At 71.4% G+C, this 19,510-nt stretch carries 21 protein-coding genes and 1 pseudogene; 11 read left to right on the top strand and 11 right to left on the bottom strand.

Annotation, left to right across the window (positions count from 1 at the left end; genetic code table 11):
• Positions 1-195: 195 nt before the first annotated feature.
• The gene (locus tag ACWEF6_RS12085) at positions 196-1,563 is read right to left on the bottom strand and encodes an aspartate aminotransferase family protein (RefSeq protein ID WP_449682946.1); all 1,368 of its coding nucleotides are present in this window, start codon (positions 1,561-1,563) and stop codon (positions 196-198) included.
• A 117-nt stretch (positions 1,564-1,680) separates the two neighbouring features.
• Positions 1,681-2,175 carry an Lrp/AsnC family transcriptional regulator gene (locus ACWEF6_RS12080; RefSeq protein ID WP_410587013.1) on the bottom strand — a complete coding sequence of 165 codons (495 nt, stop codon included), beginning with the start codon at positions 2,173-2,175 and terminating at the stop codon, positions 1,681-1,683.
• 171 nt (positions 2,176-2,346) lie between these two features.
• On the opposite strand from ACWEF6_RS12080, the gene ACWEF6_RS12075 reads away from it, so the two are divergent.
• The 8 genes from ACWEF6_RS12075 (at position 2,347) to ACWEF6_RS12040 (ending at position 8,005) form a co-directional block, all read left to right on the top strand.
• Positions 2,347-3,714 carry an APC family permease gene (locus ACWEF6_RS12075; RefSeq protein WP_449682945.1) on the top strand — a complete coding sequence of 456 codons (1,368 nt, stop codon included), beginning with the start codon at positions 2,347-2,349 and terminating at the stop codon, positions 3,712-3,714.
• Between the two features lie 94 nt (positions 3,715-3,808).
• The gene (locus ACWEF6_RS12070) at positions 3,809-4,306 is read left to right on the top strand and encodes a L,D-transpeptidase (protein WP_449682944.1); all 498 of its coding nucleotides are present in this window, start codon (positions 3,809-3,811) and stop codon (positions 4,304-4,306) included.
• Positions 4,307-4,318: 12 nt separating this feature from the next.
• Positions 4,319-5,083, top strand: a complete 765-nt coding sequence (locus tag ACWEF6_RS12065) for a putative protein N(5)-glutamine methyltransferase (protein ID WP_449682943.1) — start codon at positions 4,319-4,321, stop codon at positions 5,081-5,083.
• Between the two features lie 35 nt (positions 5,084-5,118).
• Complete coding sequence (locus tag ACWEF6_RS12060; RefSeq protein WP_449682942.1) at positions 5,119-5,595, top strand: RNA polymerase sigma factor; 477 nt, start codon at positions 5,119-5,121, stop codon at positions 5,593-5,595.
• Positions 5,592-6,185 (top strand): methylated-DNA--[protein]-cysteine S-methyltransferase, encoded by a 594-nt coding sequence (locus ACWEF6_RS12055; RefSeq protein WP_449682941.1) that lies wholly within the window; start codon positions 5,592-5,594, stop codon positions 6,183-6,185. The genes ACWEF6_RS12060 and ACWEF6_RS12055 overlap by 4 nt, the downstream gene beginning before the upstream one ends.
• A 259-nt stretch (positions 6,186-6,444) precedes the next feature.
• Positions 6,445-7,158: a 2OG-Fe(II) oxygenase gene (locus tag ACWEF6_RS12050; protein WP_449682940.1), complete on the top strand. Its 714-nt coding sequence runs from the start codon at positions 6,445-6,447 to the stop codon at positions 7,156-7,158.
• Positions 7,155-7,529, top strand: a complete 375-nt coding sequence (locus ACWEF6_RS12045) for a hypothetical protein (RefSeq protein ID WP_449682939.1) — start codon at positions 7,155-7,157, stop codon at positions 7,527-7,529. Before ACWEF6_RS12050 ends, ACWEF6_RS12045 begins: the two co-directional genes overlap by 4 nt.
• On the top strand, positions 7,526-8,005 hold the full coding sequence (locus ACWEF6_RS12040) for a methylated-DNA--[protein]-cysteine S-methyltransferase (RefSeq protein ID WP_449682938.1): 480 nt from the start codon (positions 7,526-7,528) through the stop codon (positions 8,003-8,005). Before ACWEF6_RS12045 ends, ACWEF6_RS12040 begins: the two co-directional genes overlap by 4 nt.
• Here ACWEF6_RS12040 and ACWEF6_RS12035 read toward each other — a convergent pair whose 3' ends face one another.
• Both ACWEF6_RS12035 and ACWEF6_RS12030 read right to left on the bottom strand, forming a co-directional pair.
• Entirely contained in the window at positions 8,006-8,608 is a 603-nt protein-coding gene (locus ACWEF6_RS12035; RefSeq protein ID WP_449682937.1) for a LysE/ArgO family amino acid transporter, read from the bottom strand.
• Positions 8,609-8,654: 46 nt separating this feature from the next.
• The gene (locus tag ACWEF6_RS12030) at positions 8,655-9,302 is read right to left on the bottom strand and encodes a TetR/AcrR family transcriptional regulator (protein WP_449682936.1); all 648 of its coding nucleotides are present in this window, start codon (positions 9,300-9,302) and stop codon (positions 8,655-8,657) included.
• A 65-nt stretch (positions 9,303-9,367) separates the two neighbouring features.
• On the opposite strand from ACWEF6_RS12030, the gene ACWEF6_RS12025 reads away from it, so the two are divergent.
• On the top strand, positions 9,368-10,882 hold the full coding sequence (locus tag ACWEF6_RS12025; RefSeq protein WP_449682935.1) for an FAD-dependent monooxygenase: 1,515 nt from the start codon (positions 9,368-9,370) through the stop codon (positions 10,880-10,882).
• A 20-nt stretch (positions 10,883-10,902) separates the two neighbouring features.
• A pseudogene (gene pip / locus ACWEF6_RS12020) lies at positions 10,903-11,844 on the top strand (prolyl aminopeptidase).
• Here pip and ACWEF6_RS12015 read toward each other — a convergent pair.
• The 4 genes from ACWEF6_RS12015 to ACWEF6_RS12000 form a co-directional block, all read right to left on the bottom strand.
• On the bottom strand, positions 11,841-12,425 hold the full coding sequence (locus ACWEF6_RS12015) for a hypothetical protein (RefSeq protein ID WP_449682934.1): 585 nt from the start codon (positions 12,423-12,425) through the stop codon (positions 11,841-11,843). The pseudogene pip and the gene ACWEF6_RS12015 overlap by 4 nt on opposite strands.
• A 34-nt stretch (positions 12,426-12,459) precedes the next feature.
• The gene (dmpG, locus tag ACWEF6_RS12010) at positions 12,460-13,485 is read right to left on the bottom strand and encodes a 4-hydroxy-2-oxovalerate aldolase (protein WP_449682933.1); all 1,026 of its coding nucleotides are present in this window, start codon (positions 13,483-13,485) and stop codon (positions 12,460-12,462) included.
• Positions 13,482-14,381: an acetaldehyde dehydrogenase (acetylating) gene (locus ACWEF6_RS12005; RefSeq protein WP_449682932.1), complete on the bottom strand. Its 900-nt coding sequence runs from the start codon at positions 14,379-14,381 to the stop codon at positions 13,482-13,484. The genes dmpG and ACWEF6_RS12005 overlap by 4 nt, the downstream gene beginning before the upstream one ends.
• Before the next feature lie 100 nt (positions 14,382-14,481).
• A complete protein-coding gene (locus ACWEF6_RS12000) occupies positions 14,482-15,420 on the bottom strand; it encodes an MFS transporter (RefSeq protein WP_449682931.1) in 939 nt (312 codons plus the stop codon).
• 147 nt (positions 15,421-15,567) lie between these two features.
• Between ACWEF6_RS12000 and ACWEF6_RS11995 the strand changes: the two genes are divergently transcribed.
• Positions 15,568-15,783 (top strand): hypothetical protein, encoded by a 216-nt coding sequence (locus tag ACWEF6_RS11995; protein WP_449682930.1) that lies wholly within the window; start codon positions 15,568-15,570, stop codon positions 15,781-15,783.
• A 54-nt stretch (positions 15,784-15,837) separates the two neighbouring features.
• On the opposite strand, the gene ACWEF6_RS11990 is transcribed toward ACWEF6_RS11995, so the two are convergent.
• The 3 genes from ACWEF6_RS11990 to ACWEF6_RS11980 form a co-directional block, all read right to left on the bottom strand.
• Positions 15,838-17,328: a rhamnogalacturonidase gene (locus ACWEF6_RS11990; RefSeq protein ID WP_449682979.1), complete on the bottom strand. Its 1,491-nt coding sequence runs from the start codon at positions 17,326-17,328 to the stop codon at positions 15,838-15,840.
• Positions 17,329-17,521: 193 nt separating this feature from the next.
• The gene (tuf, locus tag ACWEF6_RS11985) at positions 17,522-18,706 is read right to left on the bottom strand and encodes an elongation factor Tu (RefSeq protein WP_449682929.1); all 1,185 of its coding nucleotides are present in this window, start codon (positions 18,704-18,706) and stop codon (positions 17,522-17,524) included.
• Positions 18,707-18,927: 221 nt separating this feature from the next.
• Entirely contained in the window at positions 18,928-19,500 is a 573-nt protein-coding gene (locus ACWEF6_RS11980; protein WP_449682928.1) for a helix-turn-helix domain-containing protein, read from the bottom strand.
• Between the last annotated feature and the right edge of the window lie 10 nt (positions 19,501-19,510).

Here is a 19,510-nt window from a genome sequence, read left to right as displayed (position 1 = left end):
AGTGAGCGGGTCGATGCCCACCACTTCGAAGCCGCAATTGTCACTACGGACGGTGGTACCGCGTCAAGGCGGGAAAGCGTGCCTTGACCCGGCACCACCGTCCGCGTGCTGGCTTCGGATCGGGGTGGCGGGGCAGGCCTGGGCGGGGGTGCAAGTCCGGGCGTCAGCCTGCCGTTGGCGAGAAGCGGCGCCGCCCTACAGCAGTTTCCAAGCCTGCGTCAGCGCCTCCCGCAGGATTTCCTCCATCTCGTCGAACTCCGCCTGATCGCACACCAGCGGCGGCGACAGCTGCACCACCGGCTCGGCCCGGTCGTCGGCCCGGCAGTACAGCCCACCCTCGAACAACGCCTCCGACAGGAATCCCCGTAGCACCCGCTCCGACTCGTCGGCCGAGAACGACTCCTTCGTCGTCTTGTCCTTCACCAGCTCGATGCCGTAGAAGAAGCCCGCCCCGCGGACGTCCCCGACGATCGGCAGGTCCAGCAGGCGGTCCAAAGTGGACCGGAACGCGTCCTCCCGCCGCAGCACGTGGCCGTAGAGGTCCTCCCGCTCCATCAGGTCGAGGTTCGCCGAGGCCACCGCGCACGACACCGGGTGCCCGCCGTAGGTGGACCCGTGCATGAACGTCGTGGCGCCGCGCGTGAACGGCTCCATCAACCGCTCCGACGCCAGCACCGCCCCCAGCGGCGCGTACCCCGACGTCAGGCCCTTGGCCGTGGTGATGATGTCCGGCTGGTAGCCGTACCGCTTGGCCGCGAAGTCGTACCCCACCCGGCCGAACGCGCAGATCACCTCGTCCGACACCAGCAGCACGTCGTGCTTGTCGCAGATCTCCCGCACGCGCGCGAAGTAGCCGGGCGGCGGCACGAAACACCCACCGGTGTTCTGCACCGGCTCCAGGACGACCGCCGCGACGGTGTCCGCCCCCTCGAACTCGATCGCCTGCTCGATCCGGTCGGCGGCCCAGCGGCCGTAGGCCTCGTAGTCGCCGGCGTGCTCGGGCGCGCGGTAGAAGTTCGTGTTCGGCACGCGCAGGGTGCTTGGCACCAGCGGCTCGAAGTCCGCCTTCGCGCCCGGGATGCCGGTGATCGACAGCGCGCCCTGCGACGTCCCGTGGTAGGCCAGCGCGCGGCTGATCACCTTGTGCTTGCCCGGTTTCCCGACGAGCTTGAAGTACTGCTTGGCCAGCTTCCACGCCGTTTCGACGGACTCGCCGCCGCTCACGGTGAAGAACACGCGGTTCAGGTCGCCGGGAGCCGCGTCGGCCAGCCGCGAAGCCAGTTCGATCGCCGTCGGGTGCGCGTGTCCCCACAGCGGGAAGTACGCGAGCTGCTTCGTCTGCCGCGCCGCCGCCTCCGCGAGTTCCTCGCGGCCGTGGCCGACCTGGACCGCGAACAGCCCGGCGAGCCCGTCCAGGTAGCGCCGGCCCCGGGAATCCCAGATGTAGGGGCCTTCGCCGCGCACGATCACCGGGACGTCGGTCTCGTCGTAGGCGGAGTGGCGGGTGAAGTGCATCCAGAGGTTGCTGCGGGCAGCCTGGGCGAGATCGGCGGTAGCGGTCATGCCCTGGTTATCGCACGCGTCGGCCGTCGCGCGCAAGCGATTCAGTCGTCCAGACGAACTTCGACGACTAATTCATGATCTCCCTGCGCCCGACACCTTCGGATCTAGTCGTCACGGTCAGCGAGTGCCCCACTGGTAGGTCTGTTTCCGCAGCTTGAGGTAGACCATCGCCTCCGCGTGCCGGACGCCCGGCAGCGCGCGGATCCGCGTCGAGATCAGCTGGAGCAGCGCCTCGTCGTCGGCACAGACGGCCTCGCACAGCAGGTCGTAACGCCCGGCACAGAGGATCACGTACGCGATTTCGTCCATTTCGGCCAGGGCGTCGCCGACCGGTTCCAGCGGGCCGTCGACCGTGATCGCGATCATCGCCTGCCGGAACAGCCCGACCTGCAAGGGATCCGACACGGCGACGATCTGGATGACGCCGGAGTCGGACAGCCGCTGCACCCGCTGCCGGACCGCCGCCTCGGACAGGCCGACCGCCTTGCCGATGGTCGCGTACGCGCGCCGCCCGTCCTCCTGCAGCTGCGCGATGATCTGCCGCGAGATGTCGTCGAGCACCGGCGGGGCGGGCCGGCCGGTCGTGTCCTGGCTGCTCACGCCCCGGATCATCCCCGACGCGGGGGATGCCAGGCAAACCCGCCACGCCGTGACAGTGCGTGACTGAATCCGAATGCCTCAAGGTCTTAGGACAACGATTTCGGTCGTCAAAGGCCGGTTGACAGCACCGAATCAGTGCTGTTCCATCCGTCGCACCTTGCACCCCGGCCGGAGGGAACGCCGATGCCCCGCACTCCCGCCCCGCCCGACGTCGCCACCACCACGCCCCCGAAGAAGACCCTCACCCGGTCCATCGGCGTCGGCGGTGGCACCCTGCTCACGCTCAGCTGCGTGACACCGGCGTCGTCGCTGTTCGTCCTCGTGCCCCCGCTGTTCGCCGACCTGGGCACGGGCACCGCGCTCGCGATCGCCCTCGCGGTGCTGCTCTGCGTCGGGATCGCCTTCTGCTACTCCGAACTGGGGACGCTGGTGCCGAGCGCCGGCGGCGAGTACGCGATGGTGACGACGGTGGCGAACCGGTTCGCCGGCTGGCTGACGTTCATGCTGTCGTTCGTCGTCATCCTCGTCGTGCCGCCGATCATCGCGATCGGCGTCGCCGGCTACCTCGCCGCCGTCGTCGATGTCGACCCGTCGGTCGCCGGGGCGCTGGTCATGCTCGCGGGCACCGCGATGGGGCTGCTCAACCTGCGTTCGAACGCCTGGATCACCGGGATCTTCCTGGTCATCGAGATCGTCGCGATCTTCGTCGTGTCGCTGCTCGGCTTCACGCACACCGCGCAGAGCCCGGCCGTGCTGGTCGAGCCGAGCCTCGGCACGAGCGGGATCGGGCTGATCGCCGTGGTCACCGGGCTCGCCGTCGCGTTGTTCGTCGTGCAGGGCTTCAGTACCGCCGTGTACCTGGCCGAGGAGATGCGCGAGCCGCGCCGGACCGTCGCCCGGACGGTGTTCTGGACGCTCGGGATCAGCGCGGTCGTCATCCTGGTGCCGGTCGTGGCGATCACCCTGGCCGTGCCGGACACTGCCGCGCTCGCCGGCGTCGACCTGACCGCGCTGGTCACCGGCTGGAGTTCGCCGGCGGTCGGAGTGGCGATCAGCCTGTGCATCGCGGCGGCGATCGTCAACGCGGTGATCGTCATGGTCATCCAGAACTCGCGGGTGCTTTTCTCCTCCGCACGTGACCAAGCCTGGCCGACGCCGGTCAACCGCGCGATGAGCGTGGTGAGCGAGCGGTTCGGCGCGCCCTGGGTCGCGACGCTGGTGACCGGGCTGTCCGAAGCCGTCCTCTGCTTCGTGCCGGTGGACACGCTGAGCGGCGTCACCGGGGTCGCCGTCGTCGCGCTGTACCTGAGCGTCGCGGCCGCCGCGCTCGGCGCACGCCGGGCGGCGCACCGGAAGCCGCACGTGTGGCGGATGCCGGCGTGGCCGCTCGTACCCGGGCTGGCCGTCGCGGCGCTGGCCTACGTCCTGGTCGAGCAGAGCGCGCTCGACCTGGGCATCACCGCGGGTGTCCTGGTGGTGTCGGCGCTGTACTGGTGGGGGTACCTGCGCCGGCGTCCCGGCCGGTGGGTCGTGACGGTCCCGCAGGAATAGCCGTCGCCCCATCGGGGTAACCCTCTCGCGCTCAACCTTCGGGGCCGTTCACCCGTATTGACCCCCGGCAGGGATTTCGGCGAGGGGACGACGGATGCGCAGACCCGGTGTTGGGCTCCTGCTCGGCGCGGCGCTGGTCACGGCGGCGTGTTCGGCACCGCGCACCACGACGCCGAGCCCGATCGCCGAACCGGTGCCGGTGACCACGACGCCGGTCACCACCACGAGCACCACTCCCCCGCCCGTACCGCCGTGCGCCGTCACGACCGGCGCGTGCGTGAGCCTGGCGCAGCGGCTGGCCTGGCTGCTGCGGGACGGCCGGGTGGTCCGCGGCCCGGTCCCGGCCGGGTTCGGGCCACCCGACCAGGCGACCCCGGCCGGGTCGTTCCACGTCGTCTGGAAGGACCGCGAGCACCGCAGCAGCGAGTACGGCACCGACATGCCCAACTCGGTGTTCTTCGCCGCCGGCGGCATCGCCTTCCACGCCGGGCCGCTCGACGCGCCCTCGCACGGCTGCGTCCACCTGACCGACGCCGATTCGGCGGCGTTCTTCGACGGGCTGAACGTCGGCGACGCGGTGCAGGTCTTGTAGGCTCCTTCCCTGTTGGACACTTCCACCGTCGTCTCCCGGCTGCGCGCCGCGGGTTGCGTGTTCGCCGAGGACGAGGCCGAGCTCCTGGTCGCCGCGGCCACCACCCCCGCGGAACTCGGTGTGCTCGTCGAGCGGCGGGTCGCCGGGCTGCCGCTGGAACACCTGCTGGGCTGGGCGGAGTTCCACGGCCGGCGCGTCATCGTGCGGCCCGGGGTGTTCGTGCCGCGCCACCGCACCGGGTTCCTGGTCGACGTCGCCGTCTCGCTCGCGCCGCCGGACCCGGTGGTGCTCGACCTGTGCTGCGGTTCCGGCGCGCTGGGTGCCGCGTTCGCCGCGGCGTGCCCGCCGCGTGAGCTGCACGCCGCCGACGTCTCACCCGACGCGGTTTCGTGCGCGCGGCTCAACCTGCCGGATGGCGCGGTGTACCAGGGCGATCTGTACGACGCGCTGCCGTCGTCCCTGCGCGGCCGGGTCTCGGTCCTGCTGGCGAACGTGCCGTACGTGCCTTCGGACGCCGTCGCGACGATGCCGCCGGAAGCTCGCCTGCACGAGCCGCTGGTGGCGCTCGACGGCGGCGCGGACGGCCTGGATCTCGCCCGGCGCGTCGCCGCGGGTGCGCCGGAGTGGCTCGCTCCGGGTGGGACGCTGCTGATCGAATCGAGCGAGCGGCAGGCGCCGGTGCTGGCGGAAATCCTTGCTGCGGCGGGGTTGTCGCCGCTTGTGCACTCCTGTGACGACCTGGGCGCGACGGTCGTGACCGGCACCGCGAAATTGTGACCTCACGTTTCGCCGCCCCCGGACGTCTACCTCATGTGATCGTGAAACCGTTCGAGCAAGTCGTCGCCGAGCACGGGCCGATGGTCCTCCGGGTCTGCCGGGCCGTGCTCGGGCCGGCCGATGCCGAAGACGCCTGGTCGGAGACCTTCCTGGCGGCTCTGAAGGCGTACCCGGAGCTGCCCGCGGACGCGAACGTCCAGGCGTGGCTCGTCACGATCGCGCACCGCAAGGCCGTCGACGTCACCCGCGCGCAGGCCCGCGGCCCGATCCCGGTCGAGGAGGTGCCGGACCGGCCAGGGGGCGAGGCCGCGTGGAACGGCGACTTGTGGGACGCGCTGGCGAGGTTGCCGGACAAGCAGCGCATCGCCGTCGCTTACCACTACCTGGCCGGGCTGCCGTACCGCGAAATCGCGGAGATCACCGGAGGCACGGTCGAGGCCGCCCGCCGCGCGGCCGCCGACGGCGTCAAGTCACTGCGGGCCGTCTACCCCCTGGAAGGAGCGCACTCATGACGGACATGTTCCAGTTCTTCGGCGACGAGATCCTGCTCGATTCGAGCGTGATGCACGAGCGGCTGGTCGCCGACGCGGCGCGCCAGGGCTTGCTGGACGTCGCTTACGACACGGTCGACTCACCGGTCGGTCCCCTGCTGCTGGCGGCAACCGAGCAGGGCCTGGTGAAGGTGGCTTTCGACCGCCAGGATCACGACGCGGTGCTGGCCGAGCTGGCGGCGGCCATCAGCCCCCGCATCCTCCGGGCCCCGGCCCGCCTGGAGCCGGTGGCCCGCCAGCTGGAGGAGTACTTCGCCGGCCGGCGGCAAGCCTTCGACGTCCCCTTGGACCTCCGCCTGGCCCGCGGCTTCCGGCGCGCGGTGCTGAGCCACCTGGCAGAAATCGCGTACGGCCGCACGGAAAGCTACGCCCAGGTAGCAGCGGCGGCAGGCAGTCCGAAGGCGGTCCGCGCGGTGGGCACGGCCTGTGCGCTGAACCCGGTACCGGTGGTCCTGCCCTGCCACCGGGTAGTCCGCTCGGACGGCTCGTACGGCCAGTACGCAGGCGGCCCGGAAGCCAAGCGAGCCCTGCTGACCCTGGAGGCAGCGTGACGCCCACGCTGCCGCCCGGGCCGCGCTGACCGCCGACGACCCCGGCCAGGCACCCGGCACGCCGCCGGTAGTGCTCGCGTATTGCCGCACCGCCCGCCGCCCCGGTGCGGCGCGACAGCACGCGCCTCCAGCCTGACCGCGCCGGTCGCCGAAACCGCGTGCTCAACCCGCCGCCGACTGTGCCACGCGGGATCCAAGTGCGTTCTCCTGCCCACGGAAGCTGCATGACCACCCAAGCCCCACCGACCAAGAAGGCATCATGAAAACGTTCGAAGAGCGCGTCGCCGCGGCGGACTGGGCTGCGGTGGCCGACGAGGTCGATGACTACGGCTGCGCGCTCCTGCCGCAGCTGCTCACCCCGGCCGAGTGCACGCGTCTCATCGCACTCTGGGACCAGCCATCACACTTCCGGGCGACCGTGAACCTCCGCCGTCACCGTTTCGGCGACAACGGCGATTACCACTACTTCGCCTCGCCGTTCCCGGAACCCGTCCAACGCCTACGCCAGGCGCTCTACCCGCGCCTGCTGCCGATCGCGCAAGACTGGTCCATCCGCCTCGGCCGCCCCGCCGAGTGGCCGTCCACTTTGGACGAATGGCTGGCGGTGTGCCACGCCGCGGGGCAACGGCGGCCGACGCCGATCCTGCTCCGGTACGAGACCGGCGGCTGGAACGCCCTGCACCGCGACCTCTACGGCGACAAGGTGTTCCCGCTGCAGGTGGTGATCAACCTCAACGACCCGGGCACCGACCACACCGGCGGCGAGTTCCTCCTCGTCGAACAACGGCCACGCGCCCAGTCCCGCGGCACGGCGACCCTCATCCCGCAGGGCCACGGCCTCGTCTTCACCACCCGCGACCGGCCGGTCCGCTCGGCCCGCGGCTGGTCGGCGGCCCCGGTCCGCCACGGCGTTTCCGCAGTCCGTTCGGGCCGCAGGCACACCCTCGGCCTCGTCTTCCACGACGCAGCATGACGTCCCCCGAACTCGAGGCGCTGCTCGGCCTGATCGGCCGGGCCCGGCACATCGTCATCGGCACGGACACGTCGTCCCGCGCCGACGGCGAGCAGATCGCCGCGACGTGGGGCGGCATGGTGCTGGCGACGGTGACCTGGCCCGAGGCGGCGGCCTCGTGGCTGCGCCAGGCGCGTCGCTTCGCCGCGCCGGAGCCGGACGCGTGGGTCGTCAGCGCCACTCCGGCCGGCTGGGCGGGCATGGCGCGACGGTTGCAGCTCTCGACGTCCTGGAGTCCACACCGAACCTTCGCCACCTCGGCGCTGGCCGGCTACCCGATCCCGGGCCTGCGCGGCGCCCACCCGGACGGCACAACTTGGGAGACCTCATGAAGCACGCAGTACTGGATTCCCCGATCGGCCGGCTGACCGTGACCGGCGACGGCGACACCGTCACCGGCCTGTACTTCCCGAACCACTGGCCGCGTCCGGACCGCGCGACCTTCGGCCACCGCGACGACACGGCGTTCCCCGAGGCCGCCCGGCAACTGAAGGAGTACTTCGCCGGCCAGCGCACGGAATTCGACGTCTCGACGCAGGCCACGGGCCCCGACTTCGACCGTGCGGTGTGGGCGGAGATCGCGTCGATTCCCTACGGAAGCACGGCAACGTACGGCGACCTCGCGCGCTCCTTGCAGGCGTTGCCCCACGACGTCGGCGCGGCGGTGGGCCGCAACCCGCTGAGCATCCTGGTGGCGTGTCACCGCGTCGTCGGCAAAGGCGGGAAGCTGACGGGTTACGCGGGCGGCTTGAAACGCAAGGAGTTCCTGCTGGACCTGGAACGTCCGCCGGAGTCGGCGCTCTGGTGATCACACGTGGCCGAGCAGCATGCCGACTCCCAGGCCGGTCATCGTCACGGCGATCACGACGTCCAGCACGCGCCACGCCATGGGCTTGGCGAACACCCCGGCCAGCCGTCGCGCGCCGAAGCCGAGCGCACTGAACCAGACGGCACTGGCGACCCCGGCCCCGACCCCGAACAGCCACCGCCCGTCCCCCTGAGCGGCGGCAACCGAGCCGAGCAGCAGCACCGTGTCGAGGTAGACGTGCGGATTGAGCCAGGTGAAGGCAATACAGGCAACCACCGCCTTCCGCAGCGGCGTCCGCTCCTCCCCGACGGTCATCACGGACGGCCGCAGCGCCCGCCGCGCGGCGAGCACCCCGTACCCGAGCAGGAACAACCCACCCCCGACGGCAATCACCCCGATCGCCATCGGCCACCGCTCCAGCACGGCGCCGACACCGCTGACCCCGAGCCCGATGAGAACAAGATCCGAGACGGCACAGATGACGACCAACGGCGCCACGGCGCCACCGCGCAAGCCTTGTTGGAGCAGGAAGGCGTTCTGGGAGCCGATCGCCACGATCAGCGAGAGGCCGGTTCCGAACCCGGCCAGGAGGAGAGGCAGCACTCCGTCACCGTATGAGGAGGCACCACGTTACTCCAGCTAAAGTTTCTTACGGAACATTAGCGCTCGTAACGCCCGGCGGGAAATCGCCCACGCCGTGTTCCACCAGGTCGAAGGCCTGGTCGATCACCGCGACCTGGTCCTGCCGGACCAGTTCAGCGTCGTCGCCCGCCACGATGCGGCCCATGGCGTGGGCGAAGACCGTCGTGATCGCCGTCGTGAGCAGGCCGGCCACCATGCGGGAGCGGAAGGCGTCGCCCGTCTCTTCCGCCAATACCGAGGTGAAGGCCTCCGCGATCTCGCGCTCCTGCTCGTACCAGCGCGCCATCAACGCCGGGCTCGATGTCAGCACCCACCAGAAGCCCGGTCCGCCCGCGATCGCTCCCGACAACGGGTGACCCGAGGACAACAGCGCATGCTGGTGACGCCGCAACGCTTCACATGGCGACACCCCCGCCGACCGGTCCCTGACCACTGAGGTCAGCTCCGCCAGGCGGTCCGCGTGGCGGTCGAGGAACAGGTCCTCCTTGCGCGGGAAGTAGTTGAACACCGTCATCTTCGAGACACCCGCCGCCTCTGCTATCTCCGCCACCGTCACCTCCTCGAAGCCGCGCTGGATGAACAGGCCTGTCGCCACGTTCGAGATCAGCAAGCGGGTGGCCTGCTTCTTCCGTTCGCGCAGTCCGGGGTCAGCCATGAGCAGAGAGTATAGACCGAGCTCAAAGTTTGACTCGGTAAAAGTTTCGCGGCATCATCGGAGCCATGAACAGGGATGTGGTGATCTCCGGGGGCGGACCGGTCGGCTTGATGCTGGCCTGCGAACTGCGGCTGGCGGGCGTGGACGTGCTCGTCGTCGAACGGCTGCCCGAGCCGGACCAGACGATCAAGGCCGGGTCGGTCAACCTGACCACGGCCGAAGCCTTCTACCGGCGGGGGCTGCTGCCCGCGATGGACGCCGTCGTGCAGCAGAACTTCGCGCAGATCCAGAAGTTTCTCGAATCCCGGGGCGGGGGTGGCCCCAAAGCCGTTCCGGTGGGGCACTTCGCCGGGATCATGGTGACCTCGGGCGGGGTCGACTTCGACGATCCCGCCTTCCGGGACGTCGGGCCCGCCGCCCGGGTCGTCGTCATCCAGCAGCAGGCCGTCGAGGCGATCCTGGCCGAGCGCGCCGCCGAACTGGGCGTCGAGATCCGGCGCGGGGCCGAGCTCACCGGGTTCGACGCCGACGACAGCGGCGTGACCGTGCACCTCGGCGACGGCGAATCCGTGCGCGCGGGCTGGCTCGTCGGGGCCGACGGCGGGCGGAGCCGGGTGCGGAAACTGGCGGGCTTCGACTTCCCCGGCACCGACCCCGCCATCACCGGGCGGCAGGCGCTCACCGAACTCACCGGCGCCGAGGCCCTGCCCGCCGGGTGGCAGCACGGCCCCGGCGGGCTCTACGTCCACGGCCCGACGCCCGGGCGGGTCCTCACCGTCGAGTTCGACGGGCCGCCGGAGGACCGCGACGCACCGATCACCGCGCAGGAAATCGAAGACAGCTTCCGGCGGGTCTCCGGGGCGGACGTCCGGGTGACGAAGGTCCACAGCGCGACACGCTTCACCGACAACGCGCGCCAGGCGACCACCTACCGTCAGGGCCGCGTGCTGCTGGCCGGGGACGCCGCGCACGTCCACTCCCCCTTCGGCGGGCAGGGTCTCAACCTCGGCATCGGCGACGCGGTCAACCTCGGCTGGAAGCTCGCCGCGACCATCCGGGGCTGGGCGCCCGAAGGCCTGCTCGACACCTACACGGCCGAGCGGCACCCGATCGGCGAGTGGGTGCTCGAGTGGACCCGGGCGCAGGTCGCGCTGATGCGCAGCGACGTGCGCACCAGGGCGCTGCGCCAAGTCATGACCGATCTGCTGGCCACCGGCGACGGCGCGACCTACCTCGCCAAGAAGCTCTCCGGCGTCCTGCACCGCTACGCGATCGACGGCGAGCACGACCTCACCGGCCGCGCCGCCCCCGACTTCGCCTTCGCCGACGGCACCCGGCTCGGCGAGCGCCTCCACGACGGCAAGGCGCTCCTGCTCGACCTCGCCGAGGACGCCGGCCTGCGCGAGACGGCCGCCGGGTGGGCCGGCCGCGTAAACGTGTTGTCCGCGAAGTGCGACAGCGAGCCGGCCCTGACCGGCGTGCTGGTCCGGCCGGACGGGCACATCGCCTGGGCGAGCGAGGACGGTTCGACAGCCGGCCTCGACGCCGCGCTGCGCGGGTGGTTCGGCGAACCCGCCTGAGTACCGGGCAGGATGGGCGGGTGATCGACCTCCACCCGCCCATCGAGCCCTATGCCCACGGGCTGCTCGACGTCGGCGACGGCCACCAGGTGTACTGGGAGACCTGCGGGAACCCGGACGGCAAACCGGCGGTCGTGCTGCACGGCGGGCCCGGCCAGGGCTGCACACCCGGCATGCGGCGGATGTTCGACCCGGCCAGGTACCGCGTCGTACTGCTCGACCAGCGCGGCTGCGGCCGGAGCCGTCCGCACGCCGCCGATCCCGCGACGTCGTTGCGGCACAACACCACCGACGACCTCGTCGCCGACCTCGAACGGCTGCGGGAGCACCTCGGCGTCGAACGCTGGCTGGTGACGGGTGGCTCGTGGGGCACGACCCTCGCCCTGGTGTACGCCGAACGCTTCCCGGGCCGGGTGACCGAAATCGTGGTCAGCGCGATCAGCACCACGCGCCGGTCGGAGATCGACTGGCTGTACCGCGGCGCCGGCCGCTTCTTCCCCGAGGCGTGGCAACGCTTCCGCGACGTCGCCGGGGACGACGACGTCGTGGCCGCCTACGCCCGGCTGATGGCCGACCCGGACCGGCGCGACAGCGCCGCCCTCGCGTGGAACGCCTGGGAAGAAACGGTCCTGTCCCTCGAACCGGGCGCCACCGCGGACGTCCACAGTGGACCGCCGGACGACGCGCTGCTGGCGTTCGTCCGGCTCACCACGCACCATTACGCGCACGCCGGCTGGCTCGCCGACGGCGCGGTGATCCGCGACGCCGGGCGCCTTGCGGGCATCCCCGGCGTGCTGATCCACGGCCGGCTCGACCTCAGCTGCCCGGTGACGACGGCGTGGGAGCTGGCCGAAGCGTAGCCGGGCGCCGAACTGCTCGTCGACGACCGGTCCGGGCACCGCGCGAGCGACGTCAAACGCGGGTGGAAGCTTGCCGCGCTGGACCGGTTCGCGCCGGCCTAGAGCCGCTCGGCGAGCAGTTTCGCCAGGCGGGCGTAGACGTCCTTGCGGTGCTTGAGCACGTACGCCACCGCCACGCGGTTCTCGCCGTGGCTGCGCTTGCCGAGCACCACCATCTCCGCCTGGTCGAGGCCGGCGCGGTCGCAGAAGTACGCGCCCTCGCCGGCCTCCGGCACCGGAGTCACCGGTCCGCTGCAGTCCTTCCGGATGTTCTTCATCGCTTCCTCCGGTGGGAGGGAGCCGGCCGCGGACGAAATCCACAGGTCGAGCAGCCACGGGTGGACGTACTTGCCCTCGTAGCGGCACCGGAATTCGGTGTCGGGCACGGCCGTCTCGACAGACTGCTCGGTCGCCATGAGGTCTTCGCTGGTCTCCAGGAGCTGCTGCAGGTCCGCCAGGCCGAGGAACGGGCAGGCGGCCGTGATCTTCACGGGTGACGCCGGTGGCGCGACCGCCACCGGCGGGACCGGCGGGACCGGCTTGGCCGGGGTGAGCAGGGGCAAGGCGGTCGTGATCGGGCTCGCGCACGCAGCAAGGCAAGCCGTCACCGATACCGCCGCGAGCGCAAGCCGGATTCGTTCCATGGCCTTCTCACGCCCGGAGCCGCCGTCCGGTTGCCTACCCCTCCGCCGCCAGCTGCACCGCGACGTCGATGATCATGTCCTCCTGGCCGCCCACCAGCGCGAGCTCGCCGCACCGGTGCAGGATCGCCTGGGCCGGGACGCCGTAGCGTTCCGCCGCGCGTTCCGCGTGCAGCAGGAAGCTCGAATAGACCCCGGCCCAGCCCTGGACGATCGCGTTGCGGTCCATCTTCGGCCAGCGGTGCAGGTATGGGCGCACGACCTCCTCCGCCGCGTCGAGCAGGCCGCCGACGTCGAGGCCCGTGTCGATCCCCAGGCGGTCGAACACCGCCGCCAAGACCTCCGTCGGCGAATTGCCCGCGCCGGCGCCGAGCGCGCACAGCGAGCCGTCGATGTACCGGACGCCCGCCTCGTACGCCAGGACCGAGTTCGCGACGCCGAGCGAGAGGTTCTGGTGCCCGTGGTAGCCGACCCACGCCGTGTCGCCGACCTCGGCGACCAGCGCTTCGAAGCGGGCGCGGGCCTCGTGCATCAGCAACGCGCCCGCGGAGTCCGTCACGTACGCCGCCTGGCAGCCCGCGTCCACCATGATCCGGGCCTGCTTCGCGAGGTCTTCCGGCGGCGTCCGGTGCGCCATCATCAGGAACCCGGCCGTCTCCATGCCGAGTTCGCGCGCCAGGCCGAAGTGCTGCGGCGAGACGTCGGCTTCGGTGCAGTGCGTCGCCACCCGGACCATCTCCGCGCCCGCGTCGAAGGCGCGCTGCAGGTCCTCGGCCGTGCCGATCCCCGGCACGAGCAGCACCGCGATCTTCGCCTGCTTCGCCTCTTCGCGGGCCGCGGAGATCAGCTTGAGTTCGTCGACGGCGGAGAAGCCGTAGGTGAACGACGAGCCGCCGAGGCCGTCGCCGTGGGTCACCTCGATCACCTCGACCCCCGCGCGGTCCAGCGCGCGCACGGTGTTGCGCACCTGCTGCTCGGTGAACCGGTGGGCCATCGCGTGACTGCCGTCGCGCAGCGTCGTGTCGACGATCCGGACGTCGTGGCGCAGATCCGGCCGGGTCATGCGGAAACCTCCTGCTTCGCGCGGGCCATCAGCTCGCCCACCCGGGCGGCCGCGGCGGTCATGATGTCCAGGTTCCCGGCGTACTCCGGCAAGTAGTCGCCGTTCCCGCGGACTTCGAGGAAGATGCCGACCCGTGCGTTGCCGTCCCAGTCTTCGCGCGCGTCGTCGAACTGCGGATCGGCGCGCAGCGTGTAGCCGGGCACGTATTTCTGCACTTCGGCGACCATTTCGTGGATCGACGCCGTGACGGCTTCGCGGTCGGCGTCGAGCGGGATCGCGCAGAAGACCGTGTCCCGCATGATCATCGGCGGTTCGACCGGGTTGAGGATGATGATCGCCTTGCCGCGCCCGGCCCCGCCGATCTCGGCCACCGCCTGCGACGTCGTGCGCGTGAACTCGTCGATGTTCGCCCGTGTCCCCGGCCCCGCGCCGCGCGAGGCGACCGACGCGACGATCTCCGCGTACGGCACCGGCGTGACCCGGGAGACGGCGTGCACCATGGGGATCGTGGCCTGGCCGCCGCAGGTGATCATCGAGACGTTCGGCGCGTCGAGGTGCGCGCCGAGGTTCACCGGCGGGCAGACCATCGGCCCGAGGTGCGCCGGGGTCAGGTCGATCGCCTGGAGGCCGGCTTCCTCGTACCGCGGCGCGTTCGCGGCGTGCGCCTTCGCCGACGTCGCTTCGAACACGAGTTCCGGCAGGGGATCCTGGCGCAGCAGCCAGTCGACGCCCTCGGCCGACGCCGCGATCCCCTGCGCGCGGGCGCGCTCGAGGCCGTCCGACTCGACCACGCCGACCACGTACCCGACTTCGATCACTTCACTGCGTCGCAGCTTCGCCAGCAAATCGGTGCCGATGTTGCCGGGGCCGACGATCGCCGCCATCACGGGAGCCATGTCCCGACCGTCGCACCGGGCCGCCGGGTCAGGACAGGCTTGTGTTCCGACCAGCGGAACGTCGAGACTGCGACACGACCGGGTGCGTCCTCGACAACCGCTACCGCGAGGCGGAGCGGCTCGGCGTCCCGCCGGCCGGGCCGCCGGTGCGGCGCGCCCCCTGAATCACCGCCGCCGCGAGCAGGGCGGCCACTCCCCCGCACGTCATCACGGCCGGCACCGACACCGCGTCGACCACGGCGAAGACCGCCACCGCGATCAGCGTGGCCGCGAGCGCGAAGCCGGTCCGGTACCGACCGGCCAGGAAGGTGCCCGCGATCCTGGCGACGCCGTACACCAGCAGGTAGGCGCTGAGCACCTCCGGCCGGACGACGTCCCGCAGCAGCGGCGTGACGTAGGTGTAGGTGCCGAAGGCGGCGAGGACCACGAGGAACGTCACCAATGGTCCATTTCGGACACCGCGCCGCCGCAGGAGTCCACTCAGGACGGCCAGCTGCACGAGGGCCGCGGCGGTTCCGAAACTCAGGACGCCGAGCAGGAGGAACGCCGTCCGCCAGCCCGCGAGCTGACCGACTAGGGTGCCGAGCGGCACGCCCAGCACCGATCCGAGGGGCACGGCGGCGAAGATGACCGACGTCGCCCGCGCGGCGGCCGCGGTCCCGACGAGCCGGGGTGCCAGGCCGGCGCCGATCGACCAGAAGCCGCCGATGACGACGCCGACCAGGAACCGGCCGGCCAGGAGCACCCAGAACGCGGGCGCGGCGGCAGTGAGGAAGCCGGCGGCCGCGAGCAGCACCAGGAGGCCGCCCAGCAGCACGCGCCGGTCGAGCCGGCCGGCCGCGACGGTGACCACCGGCGCGGCGACCGCGGCGACGAACCCGGGCACGGTCATGGTCCAGCCGGCGGTTCCGGCCGAGACGCCGAACCCGGCCGCGATCGGCGTCAGCAGCCCGATCGGCAGGATTTCCGTGGTGACGATGGCGAAGATCCCGACGGTGACGGCGAAGACGGCTGGCCACCGCGGCGCTGGTGCGTTCATGCGGCCCAGTGAAACCGGCGGCGGCTCGCGCGGGCTCGCAGGTTTGCGACGGCTTGCTCGCCGGGCGCGGGTCACGGTGGATTCCCGCCGGTTTGATCGACTCCGGATCGGGGCAGTTCCGGATAGCACCCGATCGAGGAGGTTTCGATGGCCGACCGGCGTTGGCACTTCATCCCCGCCACGGTTTCGCTGTGCTGGCTCTACCTGGGCGTGGGGGCGGTTCTGCTCGTCTCGAGCATCCTCACCCTGACCGGCACCGAAGGCCGGGCGCCCGTCCTGACGGTGATCGCGGCGGTGGCCGCGGTGGCCCTGATCGTCATTTCCGTGGTCGGCCTGGCCCGCCCGAAGCTGCGCGGCCGCTGACCGGCTGCCGACCGGCCGGGTCCCGCGGCGGCGCCAGGACCCGGCCGGAAGTCCCTACAGCTCCTGGTGATCCGCGTGGCCGACCCGGGCTTCCGGCACCGGGCGGCCGTCGCTCACCCGGAAGTCGTCCACGGCGTCGAGGACGAACGTCGGCGTGCCCGCCACCTTCTCCGCGCGGCAGTGGTGCACGTCGGCGTCGGCCACGTCCCGCAGGACGAACGCCGGGCGCGTGTCCGGCTTGCCGAAGCGCACATCGACGTCGGCCCAGCTGATTCCCCGGGCGTGGCGGACGAAGAAGCCGTACGCCGGGAGCGTGCCGAACATCGACGGTTCCGGGTACGCGGTCTCCAGCTCCGGCGGGTTCGGCACGGCGTCCCCCGGCGTCAGGCCGCCCGCCAGGTGGTGGCGGATGTTGCTCAGCTTGACGTCCTCGATCGGGTGGCCCGGAATCCCGGCGAGGCACGAGGGGTAGCGCGGGTCCGCGTCGATCGTCGTGACGTCGCTGATGCTCACCCGGCGCAGGAACCCGACCGGGATGCCGGCCGGCCCGCGCATCCGCGCGCCCAAGCGCAGGAACAGCGGCATCTGGACGTTGCGCATGGTCAGGTTGCTGATCGTGACATCCTCCAGCCGGCCGCCGTCCACCGTTTCCAGCGCCAGGCCGCGGCAGTGCTCGAAGACCACGTTGGAGATCGCGATGTTGCGGAAGCCGCCGTTGGACTCGGTGCCGAACTTCACGCGGCCGGTGCGGCCGTAGGACGACGTCTTGAACGTGCCCCCGACGAGGGTGCCGAGGTCGTAGCCGCTGACGAAGCAGTTGTCGATGGTGACGTTTTCGGTGTCGCGCACCTGGTTCAGCGCGTACGAGCTCTTCAAGACGATGGCGTCGTCGTTGGGCGAATTCACCGTCGTGCCGGCGATCCGGACGTTCTTGCAGCAGTCGATGTTGATGCCGTCGCGGTTGGTGTCGATCACCAGGCCTTCGATGCGGAAGTTGTCGACGCCGGTGGGCAGGATGCCGAAGTGCCCGCCGTTGACGATGGTGATGTCGCGGATCGCGATGTTGCGGCACAGCTTGAGCGCGATCGCCTTGTTCCCGTTGAGCGGCGCCGATTCCGCGCTGCCGCCGGCGACCAGGCCCTGGCCGTCGATCTTGCCGGGCCCCTCGATGGTGACGTTCTCGAGGTTCTCACCCCAGATCAGGCTGTTGTGCCAGTGGCTGTGCCCGAAGTCCTGGTACGGGTTGCCCGCGCCCGGTTCGGCGGGGTCGTAGCCCCGCCCGCCGGCCGGGGCGGCGGCCAGGATCGTCGCGCCGGCGCCGAGGTACAGCGCGATGTTGCTCTTGAGGTGGATCGAATAGCTCGCGTACGTCCCGGCCGGGAAGTACACGGTGCCGCCGCGGGTCGCGGCCGCGTCGATCGCGCGGTTGATCGCCGCGGTGTCGATCGTGCGGCCGTCGCCTTTCGCGCCGAACTTCGTGACGTCGAAGAAGCGGCCCGGCTGGTTCCCGAATTCCTCGGCTTCGGCCACCGGAGATCCGACCAATGGCAGGGCCGCGCCCGCGGCTCCCCAGACGACGGCACGGCGGCGGCTCAACGCTCTTCCCACGAAGTCTCCCTAATCTCGCATGGCGGAAGCCCGCGCTTCCGACGGCGGATCGGGATGCGTGTTCAGCTAAGAGCAAATGATCGGATGAGTCAAGCTCGTCCCCGCCCGTGGGCGGGGACGAGCCCGATCTTCAGTCCAGCACCTCGCGGACGGTGCCGGCGGCGACGGTCAGCCGGCCTTCGCGCATGGCGAACCCGAGGCCCGGGCTCATCGCGACCGGCTGGCCGAGTTCGACCGTCAGCTCCGCGGCGTCGCCCGGCCGGACGACGGTGACGCCTTCGGCGAGGGCGACCACCCCGACGACGTCGCTGGTGCGGAAGTGGAACTGCGGCCGGTAGTTCGCCGCGAACGGCGTCCGCCGGCCACCCTCGGCGGCCGAGAGCACGTGGACGTCCGCGCGGAACCGCGTGTGCGGGCGGACGCTGCCCGGCAGGCAGACGACCTGGCCGCGCCGGACCTCGCCGCGCTTGACCCCGCGCAGGAGCACCGCGGCGTTGTCGCCCGCCTCGGCGCGGTCCATCGGCTTGCCGAACGTCTCGAGCCCGGTGGCGACGGTGGTCACCGCCGGGCCGAGGCCGATCACCTCGACCGCGTCGCCGACGGCGAGGGTGCCCTGCTCCACCGCGCCGGTCACGACGGTGCCGCGGCCGGTGATGGTGAGGACGTTCTCGATCGGCATCAGGAACGGCAGGTCGAGCCGCCGCGGCGGGATCGGCACGTGCTCGTCGACGGCCTCCAGGAGGTCGAGGACGCGCTGCGTCCACCGCGGGTCGCCCGCGAGCGCGCGCAGCCCGGAAACCCGGACCACGGGCACGGCGTCGCCGTCGAACCCGTACCGGGTCAGCAGCTCGCGCACCTCGAGCTCGACCAGGTCGAGCAGCTCCTCGTCGTCGGCGACGTCGGCCTTGTTGAGCGCGACGACGAGGTGCTCGACGCCGATCCGGCGCGCCAGGACGACGTGCTCGCGGGTCTGCGGCATCGCGCCGTCCTGGGCCGAGACCACGAGCACCGCGCCGTCCAGCTGGGCGGCGCCGGTGATCATGTTCTTGACGTAGTCGGCGTGCCCGGGCATGTCGACGTGCGCGTAGTGCCTGGTCGGCGTCTCGTACTCGACGTGCGCGATGTTGATGGTGATGCCGCGCTCGATCTCCTCCGGCGCGCGGTCGATGCGGTCGAAGGCGACGAAGTCGGCCCCACCCCGCTCGGCGAGGACCTTGGTGATGGCCGCGGTGAGGGTGGTCTTGCCGTGGTCGACGTGCCCCATCGTGCCGATGTTCAGGTGCGGCTTGGTCCGCACGTACTGTTGCTTGGTCATGGGTTTTCCCTGCGCTGGAACGGAACTGCGCGAAACCGGGCGGAGCGCGTCGACCCTCCCCCGGCGGTTTCGCGCCCAGGGCGGGGGAAATCGGGGAAGGGTCAGCTTCGAGCGCCGGTCAGCCGTGCCGACAGGGCGCTCGGCAGGGACAGGCCTGCGAGCGTCGCGCTGTCGGACACGGGGAACATGATCCGAAGGATGACACGGCTTTCGCGGCCGTGTCACCCGGTTTTCGCGCGCGGCCGCATGATCAGGGCCGCAACGAAGTACACGCACGGCTTCTTGCCGCGGTTCGCGTAGGAATGCGTGACGTCGGCGGGAAAGTACACCGAATCGCCCGCCGCGAGGACGTACTCGGCGTCGCCGGCACCGAGGCTCAGCTCGCCCGATTCGACGGCGACGAACTCGTGCGATCCCGGTGCGTACGCCGGAAAAGCTCCCGCGTCGCACCCGGGGGGCAGGGTCGTGCGGATCCACTCGAAGTTGACGCCGGGGACGACCGGGGTCAGCACGGTGCGGTGCCAGCCGCCGGGTTCGGCGATGTGGTCCTGCTCCGCCGCGCGGCGGACGAGCACTCGGTCGCTCTCCAGGTCGGCGAGCAGCCGGGAGAGGGACAGCCCGAGGCCGTCGGCGATCCGGGACAGCACCACGACCGTCGGCGTCTTCTCGCCGCGCTCGATGGCCGACAGCATGCTGACGCTCACGCCCGCCGCCCCGGCCAGTGCGCTCAACGCCAGCCCGCGGCCCACCCGCAGTTCGTGCAGGTGACGGCCGAGCGCTCCCGGATCGATCATTCCTCTATAA

Source organism: Amycolatopsis sp. NPDC004772, assembly GCF_053601215.1.
The sequence above is the reverse complement of the archived record's forward strand: the minus strand, read 5'-3'. Positions and strand labels throughout refer to the sequence as shown.

Bases quoted from the DNA above. Each gene is read 5' to 3' on its own strand.
- ACWEF6_RS11980 (WP_449682928.1), bottom strand. From the start codon at position 19,500: ATGATCGATCCGGGAGCGCTCGGCCGTCACCTGCACGAACTGCGGGTG.
- ACWEF6_RS12050 (WP_449682940.1), top strand. From the start codon at position 6,445: ATGAAAACGTTCGAAGAGCGCGTCGCCGCGGCGGACTGGGCTGCGGTG.
- ACWEF6_RS11995 (WP_449682930.1), top strand. From the start codon at position 15,568: ATGGCCGACCGGCGTTGGCACTTCATCCCCGCCACGGTTTCGCTGTGC.
- ACWEF6_RS12025 (WP_449682935.1), top strand. From the start codon at position 9,368: ATGAACAGGGATGTGGTGATCTCCGGGGGCGGACCGGTCGGCTTGATG.
- ACWEF6_RS12075 (WP_449682945.1), top strand. From the start codon at position 2,347: ATGCCCCGCACTCCCGCCCCGCCCGACGTCGCCACCACCACGCCCCCG.
- ACWEF6_RS12005 (WP_449682932.1), bottom strand. From the start codon at position 14,381: ATGGCTCCCGTGATGGCGGCGATCGTCGGCCCCGGCAACATCGGCACC.
- ACWEF6_RS12070 (WP_449682944.1), top strand. From the start codon at position 3,809: ATGCGCAGACCCGGTGTTGGGCTCCTGCTCGGCGCGGCGCTGGTCACG.
- ACWEF6_RS12045 (WP_449682939.1), top strand. From the start codon at position 7,155: ATGACGTCCCCCGAACTCGAGGCGCTGCTCGGCCTGATCGGCCGGGCC.
- ACWEF6_RS12030 (WP_449682936.1), bottom strand. From the start codon at position 9,302: ATGGCTGACCCCGGACTGCGCGAACGGAAGAAGCAGGCCACCCGCTTG.
- dmpG (WP_449682933.1), bottom strand. From the start codon at position 13,485: ATGACCCGGCCGGATCTGCGCCACGACGTCCGGATCGTCGACACGACG.
- ACWEF6_RS12080 (WP_410587013.1), bottom strand. From the start codon at position 2,175: ATGATCCGGGGCGTGAGCAGCCAGGACACGACCGGCCGGCCCGCCCCG.
- tuf (WP_449682929.1), bottom strand. From the start codon at position 18,706: ATGACCAAGCAACAGTACGTGCGGACCAAGCCGCACCTGAACATCGGC.
- ACWEF6_RS12000 (WP_449682931.1), bottom strand. From the start codon at position 15,420: ATGAACGCACCAGCGCCGCGGTGGCCAGCCGTCTTCGCCGTCACCGTC.
- ACWEF6_RS12085 (WP_449682946.1), bottom strand. From the start codon at position 1,563: ATGACCGCTACCGCCGATCTCGCCCAGGCTGCCCGCAGCAACCTCTGG.
- ACWEF6_RS12015 (WP_449682934.1), bottom strand. From the start codon at position 12,425: ATGGAACGAATCCGGCTTGCGCTCGCGGCGGTATCGGTGACGGCTTGC.
- ACWEF6_RS12040 (WP_449682938.1), top strand. From the start codon at position 7,526: ATGAAGCACGCAGTACTGGATTCCCCGATCGGCCGGCTGACCGTGACC.
- ACWEF6_RS12055 (WP_449682941.1), top strand. From the start codon at position 5,592: ATGACGGACATGTTCCAGTTCTTCGGCGACGAGATCCTGCTCGATTCG.